This window comes from Bacillus sp. CFBP9009, from assembly GCF_036541465.1.
Classification (GTDB): domain Bacteria; phylum Bacillota; class Bacilli; order Bacillales; family DSM-1321; genus Peribacillus.
The window spans coordinates 87,176-104,274 of record NZ_JAZHFU010000002.1 but is presented as its reverse complement, the minus strand read 5'-3'; the positions used below and the strand labels follow the sequence as shown (position 1 = coordinate 104,274).

16 protein-coding genes are annotated in these 17,099 nt (G+C 39.0%); 3 read left to right on the top strand and 13 right to left on the bottom strand.

Features of this window, described 5'->3' with window-relative positions:
* Nucleotides 1–438: 438 nt before the first annotated feature.
* Nucleotides 439–894, bottom strand: coding sequence for a HEAT repeat domain-containing protein (locus tag V3595_RS05620; protein WP_137016812.1), 456 nt, complete (start codon nucleotides 892–894; stop codon nucleotides 439–441).
* A 303-nt stretch (nucleotides 895–1,197) separates the two neighbouring features.
* Nucleotides 1,198–2,025, bottom strand: a complete 828-nt coding sequence (locus V3595_RS05615) for a TrmB family transcriptional regulator (RefSeq protein ID WP_137023266.1) — start codon at nucleotides 2,023–2,025, stop codon at nucleotides 1,198–1,200.
* A gap of 140 nt (nucleotides 2,026–2,165) precedes the next feature.
* Between V3595_RS05615 and V3595_RS05610 the strand changes: the two genes are divergently transcribed.
* Nucleotides 2,166–2,795: a homoserine/threonine efflux transporter gene (locus V3595_RS05610; protein ID WP_214747739.1), complete on the top strand. Its 630-nt coding sequence runs from the start codon at nucleotides 2,166–2,168 to the stop codon at nucleotides 2,793–2,795.
* Nucleotides 2,796–3,100: 305 nt separating this feature from the next.
* Here the strand turns inward: V3595_RS05610 and V3595_RS05605 are convergent, their stop codons facing one another.
* Together V3595_RS05605 and V3595_RS05600 are read right to left on the bottom strand one after the other, a co-directional pair.
* Nucleotides 3,101–4,432, bottom strand: a complete 1,332-nt coding sequence (locus V3595_RS05605) for a (Fe-S)-binding protein (RefSeq protein WP_485905875.1) — start codon at nucleotides 4,430–4,432, stop codon at nucleotides 3,101–3,103.
* Nucleotides 4,429–5,835, bottom strand: coding sequence for an FAD-binding oxidoreductase (locus V3595_RS05600; RefSeq protein ID WP_485905874.1), 1,407 nt, complete (start codon nucleotides 5,833–5,835; stop codon nucleotides 4,429–4,431). Before V3595_RS05600 ends, V3595_RS05605 begins: the two co-directional genes overlap by 4 nt.
* A gap of 112 nt (nucleotides 5,836–5,947) precedes the next feature.
* Between V3595_RS05600 and V3595_RS05595 the strand changes: the two genes are divergently transcribed.
* Nucleotides 5,948–6,589 (top strand): hypothetical protein, encoded by a 642-nt coding sequence (locus V3595_RS05595; protein ID WP_485905872.1) that lies wholly within the window; start codon nucleotides 5,948–5,950, stop codon nucleotides 6,587–6,589.
* Between the two features lie 64 nt (nucleotides 6,590–6,653).
* On the opposite strand, the gene V3595_RS05590 is transcribed toward V3595_RS05595, so the two are convergent.
* The 7 genes from V3595_RS05590 to V3595_RS05560 form a co-directional block, all read right to left on the bottom strand.
* The gene (locus tag V3595_RS05590) at nucleotides 6,654–7,460 is read right to left on the bottom strand and encodes an ABC transporter permease (protein WP_402905648.1); all 807 of its coding nucleotides are present in this window, start codon (nucleotides 7,458–7,460) and stop codon (nucleotides 6,654–6,656) included.
* Nucleotides 7,460–8,404 carry an ABC transporter permease gene (locus tag V3595_RS05585; RefSeq protein WP_485905870.1) on the bottom strand — a complete coding sequence of 315 codons (945 nt, stop codon included), beginning with the start codon at nucleotides 8,402–8,404 and terminating at the stop codon, nucleotides 7,460–7,462. Before V3595_RS05585 ends, V3595_RS05590 begins: the two co-directional genes overlap by 1 nt.
* Nucleotides 8,368–9,528 carry an ABC transporter ATP-binding protein gene (locus V3595_RS05580; RefSeq protein ID WP_485905869.1) on the bottom strand — a complete coding sequence of 387 codons (1,161 nt, stop codon included), beginning with the start codon at nucleotides 9,526–9,528 and terminating at the stop codon, nucleotides 8,368–8,370. Before V3595_RS05580 ends, V3595_RS05585 begins: the two co-directional genes overlap by 37 nt.
* Before the next feature lie 18 nt (nucleotides 9,529–9,546).
* Complete coding sequence (locus V3595_RS05575; RefSeq protein ID WP_485905867.1) at nucleotides 9,547–10,647, bottom strand: ABC transporter substrate-binding protein; 1,101 nt, start codon at nucleotides 10,645–10,647, stop codon at nucleotides 9,547–9,549.
* Nucleotides 10,648–10,666: 19 nt separating this feature from the next.
* Nucleotides 10,667–11,674 carry a TAXI family TRAP transporter solute-binding subunit gene (locus V3595_RS05570; protein ID WP_485905865.1) on the bottom strand — a complete coding sequence of 336 codons (1,008 nt, stop codon included), beginning with the start codon at nucleotides 11,672–11,674 and terminating at the stop codon, nucleotides 10,667–10,669.
* Between the two features lie 162 nt (nucleotides 11,675–11,836).
* Nucleotides 11,837–13,213: a sigma-54-dependent transcriptional regulator gene (locus tag V3595_RS05565; RefSeq protein WP_485905863.1), complete on the bottom strand. Its 1,377-nt coding sequence runs from the start codon at nucleotides 13,211–13,213 to the stop codon at nucleotides 11,837–11,839.
* 24 nt (nucleotides 13,214–13,237) lie between these two features.
* Nucleotides 13,238–15,181 carry a transporter substrate-binding domain-containing protein gene (locus V3595_RS05560; RefSeq protein WP_485905861.1) on the bottom strand — a complete coding sequence of 648 codons (1,944 nt, stop codon included), beginning with the start codon at nucleotides 15,179–15,181 and terminating at the stop codon, nucleotides 13,238–13,240.
* Nucleotides 15,182–15,519: 338 nt separating this feature from the next.
* Between V3595_RS05560 and V3595_RS05555 the strand changes: the two genes are divergently transcribed.
* Entirely contained in the window at nucleotides 15,520–15,771 is a 252-nt protein-coding gene (locus tag V3595_RS05555) for a hypothetical protein (RefSeq protein WP_485905859.1), read from the top strand.
* 256 nt (nucleotides 15,772–16,027) lie between these two features.
* On the opposite strand, the gene V3595_RS05550 is transcribed toward V3595_RS05555, so the two are convergent.
* Nucleotides 16,028–16,621 (bottom strand): YdeI/OmpD-associated family protein, encoded by a 594-nt coding sequence (locus V3595_RS05550; protein WP_485905857.1) that lies wholly within the window; start codon nucleotides 16,619–16,621, stop codon nucleotides 16,028–16,030.
* Nucleotides 16,622–16,702: 81 nt separating this feature from the next.
* On the bottom strand, nucleotides 16,703–17,095 hold the full coding sequence (locus V3595_RS05545; RefSeq protein WP_485906749.1) for an SRPBCC family protein: 393 nt from the start codon (nucleotides 17,093–17,095) through the stop codon (nucleotides 16,703–16,705).
* Between the last annotated feature and the right edge of the window lie 4 nt (nucleotides 17,096–17,099).

Below are 17,099 nucleotides of genomic sequence, written 5' to 3'. Positions count from 1 at the left end.
ATTTACACTAGTTGAAGATTCCCAACCCTAACATCCCTTTCTCATTTATTAATAAGATATTCATTAGATTTTCACCTTGTTCCCCCATTTTCTCGCACTTAACAAGATACAAATTTAATAACGATTCTTAATCAAACTATAAAATTCAAGTTAATGAGAACAGAAGGTAAAAGACATGATGGAAAGTATGGTGGAGTATTGAAGATAACGGTGGGAAATACGTGATTTCTTTACATAAGAAGATTTGAAAAAGAGTTATCCTTTTTAAAACCAAAAGAAAATTTAGCAGGATTAGACATCGACTGCGTCTTGTACAATTTTTAAATAACAAATATTAAGGGGAGGGATATAAATGTATTCCTATTTAATTGGTAAACAAAAAGGAGCAAAAATTTTGCTCCTGCATCCAATCTTATTTGTTTTCCTTTTGAATAAATTTTATCTTTTCGATAAAGCAGACCATGTATTTTCAAGCCATTTATCAAAGTCTGCTCCTTTTTCACCCTCATAGGTATCATATATATCCATTCTCATCTTCTGCAGTTTCTCTTTGAATTCAGTATATGTGTGATTTTCTGGTAAACTCTTCTTGATCCTGACTAAGATTTTGGTCAAACCTTTAACCAACTCGCCTTTTTTCCTTGCTGGCAATTGAACATTTTCACCTAAACTTTTCAATTGACGGTAGGCGGCCTCTTGAACTTTATATACAGAATCATTACTCATGATATGTGTGAGAATGTCGATTACTTGTTTATTTTTTGACTGACCTAATTCTTCGATCGCATCTAAACGTTCTCTCCAATTAGATTTGCGATTGGCAGATTTTTTTAATTCCTCATAGTTGGCAGGTAACTCGATACCCTTTGTTTCATTGTTATTCAAATGAATCATTTCTCCTTCTGTCTTAGTAATCCGGATATCAAAAATGTTAATCCGTTATTACGATAATCCCATTACCAGGAATGGTTTATTACATTTCTTATTATACCCTTTTCCATATTTTAATATAGTTAAATTTCTTAATCATCTGTTGTATCCTCAATCAGTCGGGTGCCGGGGGTGCGATGCTTTGCTTCTACAACTTACCTGTACCTATAGCTAAATAAGTAGCTTCAACAGTAAAAGGCATAAATCCTGTCTGGATTCATGCCACTATAGTTGACTATGAAGTATGCAGACAATAACAGCACAAATCTAGTCCACGTAATGTTTTTTATAATCTGGATGGATAGAAAATTTTTTTCGTAAATTGGCGAGGTTTTCACCAAAACTTTCTTCTAATAGTCCTCTATGCTTCTCCATGATTTCCATCAGATACAAATCATGGATCATGACTTCTGTAATGGGCATCACTAAACCTACATGCATGGTCCATGCTGCACGGCTATCTTTACCAAGCGAGACAATGCCTGCTACTACTTCTGAATCATCTCCACTGATAACAAGCCATCGTCCGCCATACTCTTCCGTAATTGCATAACCCATATAATGGAGGTAAACATTAGCAAAATCACAGACGATTTCCCCATAAGCAATTATTGTTACATTGACCCCTTTATTTGCTGCCTGTCTTAATTCATACTCTAATTCTTCGAATTCGTCTTCCCAAATCTCTAAGAGTATTCTTTTTTTAGCAGATAATATACAAGCTTTTACCTTATCGAGTATTTCATTGCGTCCCATGATATTCCATATATTTTCACGGTCATTTGCAGAACGTTCAAACTCCGCTAATGATTTTTCTGCCCGTTCAAAATTCTCTTCTGCTTTTATCCGACGGTTTTTTATTAGCTCCTTTGCAGGTACAGGCGTATATTGTGGTGTGTTTCCAGGACTAACCAGAATATCTCCTCGTATTGCGAGACTGTCCAGAATTTCATATATTCTTGAACGTGGTACACCAGAGTTTTTTGCTACTGCATAGCCTGTTAATGGCGATTCTTCCAATAAGGTAAGATATGCTTTCGCTTCATATTCGGTAAAATTTAGATTTTTTAATGTTTCTAAAATGTTTTCTTTCATAATCCCTCCAACACAACCTTAGTCGCTACCTTTGTAACTAATATTTTAACAAAATCTGTTGACGTTTTCCATTTTCATCTAATATACTTACATAAGTAGTTACTTGAGTAGCAACTAATAAAGAGTAAAGGAGAAATAGTATGGATAGCTTACTTACATACATATCAATTGTTGCAATGATGGTTATTATACCAGGAGCAGATACTATGCTCTTAGTGAAAAACACGCTTAGCCATGGCACAAAAGCGGGACGGTATACGGTTCTCGGAATGGCAACGGGACTTTCTTTTTGGACGCTTATTGCAATTCTTGGACTATCTGTTGTGATTGCAAAGTCTGTGATTCTTTTCAGTGCAATCAAATATTTGGGAGCCGCCTACTTAATTTATTTAGGGATAAAAAGTTTTTTTGCTAAAAGCGCTTTTTCTTTAAAAGAAATTCAAGCACAAGCAAATACACCAGCAAAGCATTCAAATCGGCATAATAAAGATTCCTTTATGCAAGCATTACTTAATAATATTCTTAATCCAAAGACCGTTTTAGTTTATATTACAATCATGCCGCAATTTATCAATTTGAATGGAAATGTAAACCAGCAATTGATTATATTAGCCTTCATCTTAACCTTACTCGCTGTATTGTGGTTTCTATTTCTTGTTTATCTAATTGATTATGCAAAAAAATGGATGAACAACTCCAAATTCCAGAAAGCATTCCAAAAATCAACAGGCTTAATTTTAATAGGTTTTGGCATAAAAACAGGAATTTAATTTCATTTACTAACGCATCTTATTTGATTTTATCCGTTCAGAAAATTGAACGGTTTTTTTATATGTATGTAACGTCCAGCTAACATACTATATACTAACCTGCACCGATAGTTTTAAAGGGAAAAGCTGCCTTAAAATCTTCCATCCGTATATATGGAGCTGCATTATTGATCTGCAAAGACTTTTTCCGCCTTACATCATCAATGGAGAATAATCAAGTTTCTAACATAAAAACGTCAGTATTTTCTCATAAGAGAAGAAAATACTGACGAGTAATGTCCCTACTATGAAGTTTAAGTATCCTTTCAATCCAAGCCGCAAGCCTTGGCAAGTATTTCAACAAGGTGCATACTTTTCATTTGGTTCGCCGCTCCCTCCCTCCGGATGCCAATGCTCATTTGCATTTGGCAGCCAGGGTTAACCGTCACTACGGTTGTTGCTTTCGTTTCTTTTAGGTTCTTCATTTTCTCATCAAGAATCTTCATGGATTCATCAAAGTGGAGAAGATTGTAAATTCCCCCAGATGCACAGCAGCGGTCAAACCCTTCCATTTCCACATAGGAAACCCCTGGTATGGATTGCAATAATAAACGAGGTTCCTTTTGGACCTTTTGAACATTGCGTAAATGACATGAATCTTGATAAGATACGATGCCTTGCCATTCTTCAGTAAAGGGAAGCGGCCCCAATTGATGAAGAATTTGACTGATATCTTTTGATTTTTCCGAGAAAGCCCTTGCCACCCCGGCCCATTCGTGATCATCTGCCAATAGATGTCCATATTCAAGAAGCGAGGCGCCGCAGCCTCCTGCGTTATTTACAATGACATCAGCATCTGTTTGCATGAAAGCCTGGATATTCCTCTTTGCCAATGCTTTCGCTTGTTTTGTTTCACCTTGATGGGAATGCAGGGCACCGCAGCAATTCTGATTTTCAGGGAGAATGACCTCACATCCTACTAAGGTGAGCAACTCAATGGTAAGACGGTTTATTCGTGACATCATGGAATCCATGATACACCCAGTAAAAAATGCCACCTTTAATTTCGTTTCCCCTTTTGCCGGCATTATCGTACCTGTCCGGATTCGTTTGGAGGATGGCTCGATGGCTGGAAGTGCTTGTTCTAAATGTGCAAGGGCAGGGGAAACCTTTTGCAGTACATTTGTTGAACGGATAAGCTTGGATAAGCCTGTTTTTTGATAGAGATGTACTGCACTTCCAATCCTGTTCATTCGTTTTGGGTATGGAAAAAGATGAACCAATGCCATTTTTTTGATCTTGGTCACTTTATTTTTTTGGTTTGCTGATGGGGAGTTTTCAACGGCTTCTTTTGCCGCTTCCAGTATATGTCCGTATGGCACACCGACAGGACATGCTGTTTCACAAGCACGACAGCCTAAGCATAGGTCGATCGGTTCAGCTAAATCTTTTTGGAAATCTATTTTCCCTTCGGCTGCCATTTTCACTAGATTGATTCGACCGCGTGGAGAGGCGGATTCTACACCCATTGATTCATATGTAGGACATGCTGGTAAACAGTAACCGCATTTTACGCATTGGTTTGTCCAATCATAGGCATCAGAATATAAATTTTGGAGCGCTGCATTTGTCTCGTTCGCTTTGACAGGTAGATTCATGTAACCAACACGACCCTTGTCTGGCCTTTATCAGGAAAAATCTTACCTGGATTCAGGATATTATTGGGATCCCATGCTTCTTTTATTTTTTTCATCATATTCACCCCTGCTATTCCTAATTCCATTTTCATATATGGTGCCTTTAAAGTACCGATTCCATGTTCCCCGGAAAGCGTTCCGCCTAGTTCAATTGCTGCTTCAAAAATTTCACTGACGGCAAGTTCCACTTTTTTCATTTCCGTAATATTTCGTTTATCAGTAATGATGTTAGGATGTAAATTGCCATCTCCTGCATGGCCGAATACAACCAAGTTTAACCCGTATTTCTCCCGGATATTGTTTAATCTCTCCATCATCGCCGGTATTTGACTGCGTGGAACGGTCGCGTCTTCAGAAATTTTTGTAGGACCCATTTGTGTAATGGCCGGGGAGACCAATTTTCGCGCACTCCAAATCGTTTGTCGTTCTTCTTCTGTCTCCGCTATCTTGACGTAGGAAGCCCCCTTCGCCCTGCATATATCGGCGCATTTATTGATTTCTTCCTCAATTGCCAATGGGTGACCATCTATTTCTATGATCAAAATGGCTTCTGCCTGAAGAGGCAACCCTGATGGCCGATAGCTTTCTACAGCACGGATGCAAGCATTATCCATCAATTCCAGGGCAGATGGTAGAATTCCTGACGATAAAATGCTGGTAATGGCATGGCCAGAGTCTATCAAATTACTGAAGTGGGCGACAAATGTTTGTTTAGATTGAGGTTTTGGTATTAAGCGGATGATTGCTTCTGTAACGATACCCAGAGTACCTTCAGATCCCACGATCAATCGGGTCAAATCATACCCTGTTACATTTTTCACGGTCTTTCCGCCAGTACGAATGATTTCTCCCGTCGGGGTGACCACCTCCAGGCCTATCACATATTCTTTTGTCGTTCCGTATTTCAATCCCTTTGGCCCGCTGGAGTTTTCCAAAAGATTCCCGCCTATAGTGGCAACATTGGAGCTGCTTGGATCCGGCGGATAGAACAAGCCGGCTTCTTCAGCCTTTTTATGGATATTTGCCGTAATCACACCCGGAGAGACAATGGCAAGCATATTTTCCCTATCAATGATCAATTTATCCCGTAAAAGGGTCATATCAAGAACCATCCCCCCTTTAACAGGTAAAGGACCGCCACTTAGCGAAGTTCCAGATCCTCTAGGGTAAACAGGTATTTTGTGAGTATTAGCCAATTTAATCACTTCACTGATTTCCTCCGCATTTTTTGGCTGTATAATGATTTCAGGTAAATATTCCCCAAAAGAAGCGTCATAGCTATAACAATACCTTTCTGCCAAATCAAGGAACATTCTGTCACCTGGAATTACCTGACTAAGATCGTCCAAGGCTTCTTTCTCCATGCTTCTCACTTCCTTTCTTAATAGTAAATTGGAAAAGAACTATTTGTATGTAATATAATGGAATTTTATGATTCCGCTAGATATAATGATGAAGAAAAAAGGAGGTTTTTTTTTGAAAATCGCATTGATTCACGCAACCACAACTGCACTAAAACCAATTGAAGTGGCCTTTCGGACAGTTGCTCCGAACATTGAACTCCTTCATTTCATGGACACGGGTCTTCTCCCCTTGATGGAAAAGAGCGGCAAGTTAACTCCGGAAATCATCCGCCGCTTTTGTTCATTAGTGAATATAGCCTATGGTTCTGACGTTTCATGCGTCCTACTTACTTGCTCTGCTTTTAATGACATCACTGCAATTTTACAACCTTTATATCCTGTAAAGTTATTTCGTTCAGATGAGGCCATGCTTGATGAAGCACTTCGCTACACTAGCATCGGCCTGGTTTCAACCGTAAAAGAAACGCCGATCGCCCTTCAAAATTACTTATTAAATAAGAATCCGGACTGTATGATCGAGTCATTGGTGGATCCCGGAATCATCCATTTATTATCACAAGGAAAAAGTAAGGAACATGACGATCGGGTTAAAAAGATGGTGGAACAATTGGATGGAAAGACAGAAGTGATTTTGCTTTCACAATATAGTATGGAACATATTGCAAAGCAGGTTAATCCTTCTGTCCCTGTCCTAACGGCGCCGCTATTGGCTGCCAAAAGGTGTTTGGAACATTTGAATGGAACGTACAGTTGAGTTTTCTTCGAAAAAAATCAGAGCCTAGCAAGCATGATCGTTTGTTACATCTTATATATCGTTTTTAACCGTTTGTATGATGGGAACCTCCAAAAACTTTCCCGACACCTTGGATTTTTTCAAGTATTACGATTAGAAGGACTGATATGAAAATAACCACGCTTGACACGGATGCAACGATTGGATTGTAGGCATCCTGCATTTGCGAGAAAATCTCGATCGGCAGCGTTCTCATTTCCGGTGATACCATAAAGAGAGAGACCGTTACATTATCAAATGATGTCAAGAATGCGAATAATCCCCCTGAGATGGCCGCGGATCCAATTAACGGCAGAGTCACTTTCATGAATACTGTTAGTGGATTCGCTCCTAGAATGGCAGCGGCCCGTTCGAGATTATAATCAAATCCACTTAAACCGGTTAAGACGAGCCGCATAACATATGGTATGCAAATGACGATATGGGCAATTAAAAATCCTGTAGACGTACCGGCAAGCATCATTGGTGTAAAGTACATTAAAAGGGCAATCCCTAAGACTAATTGCGGCACACTTAATGGTGAAGTTAAAAGGGCCGTAATATACGATTTTCCCGGTATATCATACTTTGCGATGCCAAGGGCACCCAAAGTTCCGAATATGACGGAGAAAAGAGCAGCTAATGCTGCGAACCTAGCGCTGTTCAAAAATGCTTCCAAAAATTCAGGACGCTCCAAGATCTTGGCATACCATTGAAGTGAGAAGCCTTCAGCCGGAAAACTTGGATAATTGGCACTTGTAAAAGAAGCGGGAATAACGACAATGAGCGGTATCAAGATATAGATAATGGCCAACACGGCAACGGCAATCCGCAGGCCGCCAAACGTTTTCATCATCGGAATACCTCCTTGAATTTCCCTTTTTCAAACGCTCTGGTAAAGACGGCTACTGATATGACAGTGGTTGCTAATAGAATATAAGAAAGTGCAGATCCGAAAGTCCAGTGCAGCAGGTTATTTATTTGATCATAGATGACAACAGGCATCACGGGCACATTGGCTCCCCCCATCAGTGCAGGGGTTACATAAGCACTCATTGACAAACTGAATACGAGAATGCAGCCAGAGACGATACCCGGGATACTTAGCGGCAATGTAATCGAAAAGAACCTTCTGAATGGGCTTGCCCCAAGTATGGCTCCTGCCTTATCGAGAGAAGGATCGATATTATAAAGACTCGCAACGATGGATAAGATCATGAAAGGAAGATATGCATTGGAAAGCCCGATCACAACTCCGATTTCCGAAAACAATAGTTTCAATGGGGCATCTATTATGCCAAGGGCCATCAAGGTTTGATTAATCGTTCCGTTAGGCAATAGCAGGAGGTACCAGCCAAAATTACGGACAACTATACTCACCAAAAGCGGTGACACGATCAAGAGAGTGATATACCCTCTGATCCGCGCTGAACTTTTGGCCATCGTCAAGGCTACCGGATATCCAAGAAATAAAGCAACCAAGACCGAATATAAACTGATCTTCACTGTCAGCCATAAAGAAGATAAGTAATAGCTATCGGAAAATAATTGTGTATAGTTTTTTAGGCTATAAACTGCCTCCGCTCCTCCCAGATTATCTGTGGATATGAAGCTTAAATATAAAATGTATAACATCGGTATGACAAAGAAACCAAATATGAAAAGCAGAATCGGCGTTAAAAGGAGTAATCCTGGCATCCAGACTTTCCTTTTCTTGATTTTAGGTTGCTTTTGCGGCTCAATAGGATTCGTTTCCTGTTCTATTTCTTGACTAGCATAACTTCTGATGGGCTCCATCCAATCAACACCTCACTTCCATTTTGCCATGATGAATCATAAGCGGAAGTCAATACTTGAATACTTTTCCCCTGTAATAGAACATTGATTTCCCATGAGGTACCAAGATAGTTAATTTGGCTGATCTTAGCACGATGGAAATCCAAAGGAGCTGTAGATTTTTCATCAAGAGAAACAATTTGCAGTTTTTCTGGTCTAATATAAAGCTTCACTTCATCACCGGTTTTCAAATCACTATCATTTCCCATGATGTTATTTGCATCGACATGAGTGATATCAGGCCCTATCTTGACTGAAACTTTCCGCTTATCCACAGCAGACACATTCCCTTCAAAACAATTCGATTTCCCGATGAATTGAAAGACGAATTCTGTCTTAGGATGATTGTAAATCTCAGTCGGTGTACTGATTTGTTCAATTTTCCCTGCATTCATGACCACGACCCGATCAGACATGGAAAGAGCTTCTTCTTGATCATGAGTCACAAAAATGGTCGTTACGCCAATTTCCTTTTGTAAGCGCTTTATCTCAGCCCTGAGTTCATGGCGCAGCTTTGCATCAAGGTTTGAAAGCGGTTCGTCAAGCAAAAGGAGCTCCGGTTCCACTACAAGTGCCCTGGAAATGGCAACACGCTGACGCTGACCTCCAGATAATTCCCTTGGATAACGATTTTCCAATCCTGACATTTTCACTAATTCAAGCGCTTTACTTATTTTCTTTTTTTGCTCAGCTTTACCGACCTTGCGCAGTTTCAAGCCAAAACTTAGATTTTCATAGACTGTCATATGAGGAAAAAGGGAATAAGTTTGAAAAACCATTCCTAAATCTCGCTTATAAGGCGGAACCTTCGTAACATTATTGCCCTTAATATGAACCTCGCCCCGATCTGCATCGAGGAAACCTGCAATGAGGTTCAAGGTTGTTGACTTTCCGCACCCGGAAGGCCCAAGAAGAGTGAGTAACTCTCCTTGTTTCACCTCCAGGTCAATGCCATTCAGGACAACATTCGCTCCAAATTGTTTAAACGCGCCTTTTATCTCTACATCATTTTTATTTGATCTAGACCCCTGAACTGCCTCCAGGTGCTGCCTATTAATTTCCACATCATTTTTTAATACTTCCATGTGATCAACACGCTCCTTTTATTTGAGTTTTTTCCCTAATTCAGGAGTAATCTCTTTCGCCCATCTGTCTGACACCTCGGCACGGATCTCGGCAAACTTGGCGAAATCAGGTTTGAATGTTTTATCACTTGCTTTAAGGCCGATTGACTCTTCATATTTCTCTGGGATTTTCATGCCTTCTACTGTCGGATAAAATCCTTTTTCGGAAATTAATGCTTGAGCTTCTTCACTGATTACATAGTTGATGAATTCAAGGGCTTCTTTACTATTAGGCGTATTTTTCACTAGACCTGCGCTGAAAGCTTGAAGCGGCACGCCTTCTTTAGGTACGGCCATCTTAATCGGAATACCTGAAACAGCTAGTTCACCTATGGAATAACTTCCCATGACCGTTACGTCAGCAGCTCCTTGTTGGATCGCTGGCATCATTTGCGTTGAGTTTTTATAAAATGTATTGGAATACGCTGCAAGATCTTTTGCCTTTTCTAGACCTGGCTCCATGTTTTCTGTACTGCCGCCGTTTGAAATCGCCAGACCATTAAGGGTATTGAAGCCCCAATCATTCGTAATATCTGAAAATGCCGTTTTACCCTCGTACTCAGGAGAGACAAGATCATTCCAGGATTCAATTGATTTTAACCCTTTCTTTTTAAAGGTTTCCGTATTATAAGCTGGTGCAATGACTAAACCGAATGCTGGAGCGGCCGCCTTTTCAACCGGAATGAAACGTGGATCCACCGATTTCATATTGGGAACATTGGATTCATCAATTGGTACGATCAGTTCCTTCTCCTTAGCGCGAATTACATCAACCGGTACAAAAAGGGCAACATCTATTTGTGGAGCGTTTTTCTGTAATTCCACTTTGGATAGGATTTCACCTGATAAACCGGAAATATAATTAACAGTGATTCCCGTTTCTTCTTTGAACTTTGGTGCAATCACATCTCGGATGGCACTTTCAATGACACCGCCATTACCGGCTATCGTTATTTTCTTCTCTCCTTTTTCCCCTGCACTCGTTTGTACGGATTCCCCCGGTTTTTGCGGAGTGGGATTACCACAACCCGCAAGAGCGATCAATACTATTATCGATAATAGACTCATCAGTTTTTTCATAGTCATTGCCTCCCGTTTTTCATTGATTTTCAATAATTCCTTGTTCGGTAATATAATTCATGGCTCCTGGATGAAAATCGATTGGAACTTGTTTGGTTGCTTCCTCTATTGAAATATCAGAAGCAGCCGGATGTGTACGCTGCAGTTCAGGCAGATGTTCATATAATGTTTTCACAAGATTGTATGCATGAGGGTCAGACATTTCCTTGTAGGTTACCAAGACATTTTTAATTGAAATAGTTTGGACATTTTTTGTCATTCCCCTGTATGTATCTCTGGGAATTTCATCATGAGTATAAACTCCATATTGTTTCTGAAGACGTTCAATGATGTCTCCCGGTATTGGAATGAAAGATAGTTCCAACTGCTTGGATATGAAAGCGATTTCATTATTCGGAATTCCCGAAGAAAAGAAAGCTGCATCAATGGTACCATTTCGTAATGCTTCTGCAGATTGAGAAAAAGAAAGATAGGATAAATTCAATTGATCAGTCGGTAAATCAGATTCTAACAGTATCCGCTCTGCAATAAGCCTTGTACCGCTTCCTGCCGTTCCCACACTAATGCGTTTACCAACTAAATCTTCTAAGGAATCCAAATCATTTTGTTTAGTAGTAACAATTTGAACATAATTGGAATATAGGGCCGTTAAAGCTCTTAACTTGGATTTATCCGTCTCAGGCAAATCCAGTACATCCACTGTGGTAAAACCAATTTCTGCCCGATTGCGGCTAACCAATTCAGTATTTTCAATGGAAGCATCGGTTACCTGGGTTCCTGACACAGCTCCATTGTATTTTTCATACATATTTGATAGTTTTTGTCCTAATGAAAAATAAACACCTGTCATATCTCCGGTTCCAATGATTAGCATCCTATTATTTAAATCCTGTCCTTCAGAAGTTAGTTGACTCTGAATCAAGGTAGAAGCAGGTTTAGATATTTCCTGCTGCTCATTCATAAAAGAACATCCTGTCATGAAACAAAATAACAAAGCGACTTTTATAAAGAGTGCTCCACTCTTCATAGTGGCCCTCCTTTCTTAATGAATTTAGATGCAAATATCATGCCAAGTCGATTTTCTGCTTTAATACGCAAATCCTGCCGAATGCTTGGATGTTATCCAAGTATAAACCGGCAATTTTTTCCGGTTACCCAGAAAAAATTGCCGATTAACACGATAATCCTGTTATTCTCCTTTTGAAATGAGCTTGATTTTATCACGAAGGCTTCTTTCAGAAATTTTTAAGATTTGAGCTGTTTTTTGCCGATGGTTTTTACAGTATTGAAGAGTGGCCGTTATGACCTTTTCTTCTATCTCTTTCATGGAAATGCCGATGGGAATCCTGAAACTGTTAAAATCGTCGTCATTGCCATCCGGCTGGAGAATGAACTTCTGTTCTTGTACATATTGCGGCAAATCGGTTTCTTCCATTCTTTTCGAGTTTGATAGGGCAACAGCATATTCTATAATGTTACCAAGCTCACGGACATTCCCAGGGTAATGATAATCCAGTAAAATTCGACGTGCGGTTGCCGAGAATGTTTTTTCTTCACGATTCATATCCTTAGCGTGCTTTTTTAAAAAATAATCCATAAGGATCGGTAAATCTTCTTTTCTATCTCTTAAAGGCGGCATCGAAATGGGAATAACATTTAGCCTGAAATACAAATCCTCCCTAAATTCACCTTCCATCACCATTTGCTCCAGGTTTTTATTGGCTGCACTTATAATACGGACATCCAATGAGATTTTTGTATTGGATCCCAGAGGCGTCACTTCCCGTTCCTGCAATACCCTTAATAATTTAGCTTGAAGTGGAAGGGGCATTTCACTAATCTCATCCAGAAAAAGGATGCCTCCATTAGCAGCAACGAATTTCCCTTCCTTCCTCTGAGTTGCACCGGAAAATGCTCCCTTCTCGTAACCGAACAATTCAGATTCCAGCAGCATCTCAGGAATTGCTGCACAATTGACAATCTGCATGGGATTGTTTTTCCTTCTTCCCAGCGTATGGATGTTTCGGGCTACAAGCTCCTTTCCAGTACCACTCTCACCCGTGATAAGAACACTGGAATCAATATCTTTCACTCTTTCTATCATTGAGAAAATACGCTGCATCGCCTTGCTGTTACCAAGGAAGTTACCAAATCCCTTTTGAATCTCTAATTCTTCATGCAATGTCTCCAATTGATTGGACATCTGTTTGAATTCGGCTGCCCTCATCAAGAGCAAAGAAAGCTCTTCTATATTAATTGGCTTTTCAATATAGTAGTAGGCGCCTTTTTTTATAGCCTCTATGGAAGTTTCAATGGATGAATAGGCAGTCATCATGATGACTGTCACGTTAGGTGCTATTTGTTTAATTTTCTGTAGGACATCAAGTCCACTTTTATTCCCTATTCTCAAATCAAGTAACACAATATCAAAGTGCTGATTCTCGATCTTTCGAAGACCCTCATCGGGGTCAGTAGTTGTCACGACTTGATAGGAATCTTCCAATGCAAAGCTAAGAGCGGTGCAAATAGCAGGTTCATCATCAATCACCAATACATGCATTTTCATATTACTCCTCCTCTTTCCAGGCTTCTATTCGATATATAAAGGTAGTAAAATGGTGAATTTCGTTCCTGAATTAGGATAACTTTTCACATGGATATCTCCGTTATTCTCTTTAATTAGCCTATACGATAACGTAAGTCCCAAACCGACTCCCTTTTCTTTATTTGTGAAAAAAGGTTCGAAAATATGGTTCAGTTCCTCCTGTTTCATCCCTTTTCCTGTATCGGATATGGTAATCCGCCCTGTCTTTTCGTTCTCTTTATCAATGGTGATATTAATGGTCTTTTCCTTTGTTTCTTCAACGGCATGAATCGAATTCAACACCAAGTTAAGAAGTACTTGTTGAATTTGTTGTAAATCTATATAAAAAATAAGGTCCTCCTCAATCGTCTGCTCGAAATTTATTTGGTTTTTTTCCATTGTCACCTTATGAAAAGCAAGTAATGATATAAGTTCATGAGCGTGGCAGTTGGTAATATTTGGTGGACGCGGACGTGCATATTCAATTAAATCGGTAACAATCGCATTCAAACGGTTAACTTCAGTAGGCAAGTGTTCCATTAAAACTTGTCGGAATTGAGGATTATCATATTTACTCGGAAGTAAATCAATGAATGTTTTTATCGATGTCAAAGGATTCCTTATTTCATGTGCGACACCTGCAACTAGTTGACCAAGAGCGTGCAGCTTTTCTTGTGTGACCAATTTTTTCTCCAATGTTTTCTTTTCCGTCTCATCACTCATGGAAAGCAAGTATCCGGTTTGTTTATCTTCAGAATTGAACATCTTATGCATCGAATATGATATCACCTTCTGTTCATTTTCCTCATTAAGTACCAAGATCCGAAAAGAACCCGTACGATTATTCTCACTTTGTTCTTGATGTAAAGCTTCGAAATTCTTCATTAATTGCGAATGATTCATAAGATTCAGAATCATTTCCTTGGAAATGTTGAGAATGTCCGATGCCTTTGCATTGCAGCTGGTAATCATGAAATCGAGATCGAATGTAATGATGCCATTATTGATATTGTTTAAGATTTGATCTTTGAATGCTTCAGCGTTAGCGATGTTTTGCCTTTGTTTCTCTAAATCCTTATTTAATAAATGTAATTTTAACGTCTGGTTATGAACGGATTTTTTTAGCTTTTGATTCCATATGTAAATGATTAGAAGGATAAGGGCTACTGCAGTTAAGCTGATAATCAACCAGAATATGAATTGCTCCAGCCTGGCAATTTTTTGATTGGATTGTGGCATGACCCATTTATCAATTATCCCATTGATATTTCGGTTTGCTTTAAGTTCTGTGAGTGTATTATCCATCATGAAAAGAAGTGATTGATTCCCTTTTTTTACTGCAATCGTATAATCCGCCGGTTCAATGACTTCATCGAGAATGATGTAATTCTTTTCTTGGCGGAACTTTTTCAAATAGAAATCAGCAGTCCATTTGTTTCCGATGAATACATCTGCACGGTTGTTCAATAATGTTAAAATACCCGAGTATTGATTCGAAACGGTCGTTAAATTTGTATTCCTCATATTGAGAAAAGTACTGATAACTGGAGTGTTATGGTCAAGGACAACATGTGAATCACGTAGATCCGTTAACGTATGAATTTCCTGTTTCCTTTTACTAGGAATGATTATTGATTGGGACATTGTAAAATAGGATTGAGTGAAATCTAGTTGGTTATCTTTTTCGGTATTATAGGTACTTCCAACAATTGCATCAATTGTTCCGTTACTTAAGGCTTTTTCGGCTTCTTCCATCCTCATCGGAATATATTTGAAATCTACGCCATTATATTTTGCTATTTCCTCCATTAAATCAATATTGATGCCTGTCAGCTCACCAGCTTCATTTTCAAATGAAAATGGAGGAAGAGCACTTTCTCCAGCAATTATAAAAGTCTTTTGTTCAGCAAAAACAGCGGGAGACCAAAGTGTTTGAACAAAGACTATCAAGCAAAATATACTTAGTTTAAAAAGCTGCTTTTTAATTAAGAGCCCTCCTTCTGTGTCAAAATCCTTGCAGTCAGTGTTTCTCGGCTAAAACACCATGATAATATACTTCTCCAATCAGGGCTTGAACCCTTTAAAATGCAAAGAATTCTTGACACAATCTAACAATTTCCTACAAAAAGGTGTGTAATTCTGTCTTACCAAATACATATAACCCCAGCAACCTTTGCTGGGGTTTAGGTTAGGAATAGACTTCTTATTTTAACTAAGAAGAAGTGCCAGTTTACCTAAAGCAGATCCAGTTGATTGGAGCGGGTGTTCGATAATCCTGTGGGAAAAGGGTGTCGAAGGGAGACCCCACAGTCGCAAAGCGCAGAGAGCGGACCGCCCGCGGAAAGCAAGTTCCCTATGTTCCAATCATTTTACAAACCATCAATATGTTAAATAATTTTTCCGTTTCAAGGCTTTTATCATTTGCCGCAACGCTCCAATATGATAAGCCGAATGGGCTTCCTAAATCGAAATTACAGAATAAAAAGCCCAATTTCTCTGTATTAAAATTGGGGAATCGGGCTTTTTTGTTACTCCATTAAAGCTACCTATAATGAAATAACACTTTATTTTTTATAAGGTGGTTTTGATGAAGTACATTACTTAAACCTAAATTCAAGTAAAGCAACTTTTAATTCAAGAAAAGCGTACTTTCATAAAAAGCCAAAGGGTACACTTTTGGTGTTTTCCATTTTAGATGATTTGATTGAGTGGTTACTTCGATCCAAAAAGGAGGTCGAATGTACGCAAAGTGAGGTAATATCTTAAACTTGATACATTTATTTTCTCGTCGATGTACTAATCTTTTAATCCCTTTCCATTGAGAATTTTCTGCATGCATTTTTCAACTCTTGACTCTCGAGTTTTGGATTGTTTGGGTTGAGAAAAATGAAGAATGTATGCTCTTTGCCGTCCCGGGGTCAATCCTTCAAAAGCAGTTTTCAAGGCAGGGATTTCATCGAATTTATTTTGAAGTTCTTCAGGAATTATGAATTCTTCGTTCTTTTTAAAATTTACTTCCAAACCGGCTTTTTCAACTTCAATGGCTTCATGAATATAGGCTTTCAGAATGGTTTCCGTTGCTACTATTTCTTGAACATTGGTGAACCGAATCTGGCGCGCCCCCTGTACATTCTCCGTTTGTTGGATTAGAATCCCATGGGGATCCTGTAACAAGGAACCTTTGTGAAACAGAAGTGCACAATATTCTTTAAATCCATGTATTAAAACTATGTTTTTTTTCTCAAACGTGTAACAAGGATGCATCCACTTAAATTCTTCGGTCAGGTCACAGTCAAGAACGATATTTCTCAACGTCTCATATTCGTCCTTCCACTTTTTAGCTTTACTTAAAAATTCATCAACCTTAGGATTCATTCTACTATTTGTCATAACGAAACACTCCTCTTTCCGAGCAGTTTGCTTTACCTATACGTTAGCTAAATACTAAAAAACAGCTTCAGAAGTTTGGTCTTACATTTCCACTAACAATTTTTTAAGATCTTCGCCCATTTTAGCCCAACCGTATTTCGCACCATTGAACGCTTGATCTTCTTTTTCGAATCCTGTTTGTTCAAGATGTAAGAAGGTTGTTCCATCCTCGTGCTTTAATGTCCATGTGACTGTAGTGTTTATCCCACCACCTACCCAAGTGTAAGATAACTTATAAGGCTCCTCCACCTCAAGAACTTCGGAATCAATAATTAAATTCCATTGTTCATTCCGAAACTGAAATTTATGTCCGACGACAGGTTTAATATCATTAGCCATTACCCATTTCGCAAGAGTATTTGCATCCGTTAAGGCGAGCCATACCTTCTCGATCGGGCTCTTAAAATTAAACTCTTGTGATACTGTTAAACTCATTTTT

What these genes read in the sequence shown, in the direction of transcription:
- V3595_RS05620 (WP_137016812.1), bottom strand. Translation starts at nt 894, where the DNA reads ATGATTCATTTGAATAACAATGAAACAAAGGGTATCGAGTTACCTGCC.
- V3595_RS05615 (WP_137023266.1), bottom strand. Translation starts at nt 2,025, where the DNA reads ATGAAAGAAAACATTTTAGAAACATTAAAAAATCTAAATTTTACCGAA.
- V3595_RS05610 (WP_214747739.1), top strand. Translation starts at nt 2,166, where the DNA reads ATGGATAGCTTACTTACATACATATCAATTGTTGCAATGATGGTTATT.
- V3595_RS05605 (WP_485905875.1), bottom strand. Translation starts at nt 4,432, where the DNA reads ATGAATCTACCTGTCAAAGCGAACGAGACAAATGCAGCGCTCCAAAAT.
- V3595_RS05600 (WP_485905874.1), bottom strand. Translation starts at nt 5,835, where the DNA reads ATGGAGAAAGAAGCCTTGGACGATCTTAGTCAGGTAATTCCAGGTGAC.
- V3595_RS05590 (WP_402905648.1), bottom strand. Translation starts at nt 7,460, where the DNA reads ATGAAAACGTTTGGCGGCCTGCGGATTGCCGTTGCCGTGTTGGCCATT.
- V3595_RS05585 (WP_485905870.1), bottom strand. Translation starts at nt 8,404, where the DNA reads ATGGAGCCCATCAGAAGTTATGCTAGTCAAGAAATAGAACAGGAAACG.
- V3595_RS05580 (WP_485905869.1), bottom strand. Translation starts at nt 9,528, where the DNA reads ATGGAAGTATTAAAAAATGATGTGGAAATTAATAGGCAGCACCTGGAG.
- V3595_RS05575 (WP_485905867.1), bottom strand. Translation starts at nt 10,647, where the DNA reads ATGAAAAAACTGATGAGTCTATTATCGATAATAGTATTGATCGCTCTT.
- V3595_RS05570 (WP_485905865.1), bottom strand. Translation starts at nt 11,674, where the DNA reads ATGAAGAGTGGAGCACTCTTTATAAAAGTCGCTTTGTTATTTTGTTTC.
- V3595_RS05565 (WP_485905863.1), bottom strand. Translation starts at nt 13,213, where the DNA reads ATGAAAATGCATGTATTGGTGATTGATGATGAACCTGCTATTTGCACC.
- V3595_RS05550 (WP_485905857.1), bottom strand. Translation starts at nt 16,621, where the DNA reads ATGACAAATAGTAGAATGAATCCTAAGGTTGATGAATTTTTAAGTAAA.
- V3595_RS05545 (WP_485906749.1), bottom strand. Translation starts at nt 17,095, where the DNA reads ATGAGTTTAACAGTATCACAAGAGTTTAATTTTAAGAGCCCGATCGAG.